Consider the following 1,769-nt stretch of genomic DNA (forward strand, 5'->3'; position numbering starts at 1 on the left):
GGCCAGGTGGGACCAGGCGGGTTCCAGGTCGCGCCAGTGGCCCTGGGCGGCCACCCGGCCGGCCTGGAGCACCACCACGTGGTCGGCGCGGACCAGCGCCGCCCGTTTCGACGTCGAACCCACCACGGTCACCCCGTGCTCGCGCAGCGCCTGCCAGAGCGCCAGCTCGGTGGTGACGTCCAGCGCGGACGAGACGTCGTCGGCCACCAGCAGCTCGGTGCGCGGCGCCAGCGCCCGGGCCAGCGCGAGCCGCTGCAACTGCCCGCCGGAGAGCCGGGTGCCCTTGTGCCCGATCAGCAGCCCGAGCCCCGCCCCGGCGGCGGCCAGGTCGTGGTCGAGCTGGGCGGTGGAGACCGCCGCCGCGGCGTCCACCTGGTGGCCCAGGGTGATGTTGTCCGCCACCGTGCCGGAGAGCACCCGGGGCAGCTGGCCGACGTAGCCGACCTGGTTCGGGCGCAGGAACAGCTCCGGCTCGGTGACCGGCTCGCCGTTCCAGGTCAGCCGGCCGGTGTGCGGCACGATGCCGGCCAGCGCCCGCAGCAGCGACGACTTGCCCGAGCCGACCGGCCCGACCACCAGCACCAGGTGGCCGCGCTCCACGGTCAGGTCGACGTCACGTACCGCGGTCACGCCGTCGGCGTGGCGCACGCCGAAGCCGGTCAGCTCCAACCGGCGCAGCGGGTGCCGGGGCGGCACGGGCGGCGCCGGGGCGGTCCCGGCGGCGAGATCCACCTCCGGCACCGCCGTGGAGTACGCCGGCGCCCCGGTCATCGCCACCGTCCGCCGCGTCCACACCCGGGCCGACGGCACCTGGGAGATCAGGGACGCGGTGGTCCAGGCGAACCAGCGGGCCGCGGCGAGGGTGGAGACCGCGACCAGGGTGGCGCCGGCGGAGAGGTCACCGGCCAGGAAGAGCGCCCAGGCGCCGATCGGCAGCAGGCCGCTGACCACCGACGGGGTCGAGCGGGACCAGACCTGGACGGAGATCTCCCGGCGCTGGCGGTCGCTGCGGACCACGTCGAGGCCCGCCAGGTGGGCCAGCACCGGCCGGGTGGCCCCGGCGAGCTTCACCGTGCGGGCGGCTGACAGCGACGAGACCAGGGCGGTGGCGAACGCGGCGCGCGCCGCCACGGTGGCCCGGGCGGACCGCTCCAGCCGCGGCCCGAACATCGTCGCGGCCAGCCCGGAGACCAGCATCGTCCCGGCGAAGAACAGCGCCGGCACCAGGCTGCCGGTGACCGCGGTCATCGACACCAGCAGGACCAGGCAGATCAGCTGGTCCAGCAGGTTGTCGGCGAGCTGCACCACCCGCTCGGTGTCGCCGCCCTGGGCCACCACCTCCGCCGGGGTGTGCCCGCTGACCCGGCGAGGGCCGGTCTGCCCGTGCACCAGGCGCAGGCTGATCCGCAGCATCTGGCGGACCCACCACTGGGGGAACCAGACGCCGGTGTAGTAGGGCACCGGCAGGGTGACCAGCAGCCCGGCGACGATCCCCAGCGCCGGCAGCCACGGGTCGCCGACACCGTCGACCAGATCCACCCAGAGCCAGGGCAGCACCGGGCCGTCCAGCCCGGCGAGCACCATCAGCAGGAACAGCGCGAGCGAGAGCAGCCCGTACCGCGGGTCGTTGGTGCACAGCCGCAGGATCTCCCGCAGCGTCAGCGCGCGGCTCGCGGCCGGCAGCGGCGCCAGCTCGCCGGCCGGTTCCGGCCCCTCGGCGGTACGCGCCGGCAACGCGCCCGGCCCGCCCGACGCGACCGGCAACGCAC

The 1,769-nt window shown here is 76.1% G+C and carries 1 protein-coding gene; it reads right to left on the reverse strand.

Features of this window, described 5'->3' with window-relative positions; all coding sequences use genetic code 11:
• On the reverse strand, positions 1–1,769 hold a 1,769-nt coding region (locus C1I99_RS31425; protein ID WP_146604108.1), incomplete at both ends, for an ATP-binding cassette domain-containing protein.

This window comes from Micromonospora deserti (assembly GCF_003236335.1).
Lineage (GTDB): Bacteria > Actinomycetota > Actinomycetes > Mycobacteriales > Micromonosporaceae > Micromonospora > Micromonospora deserti.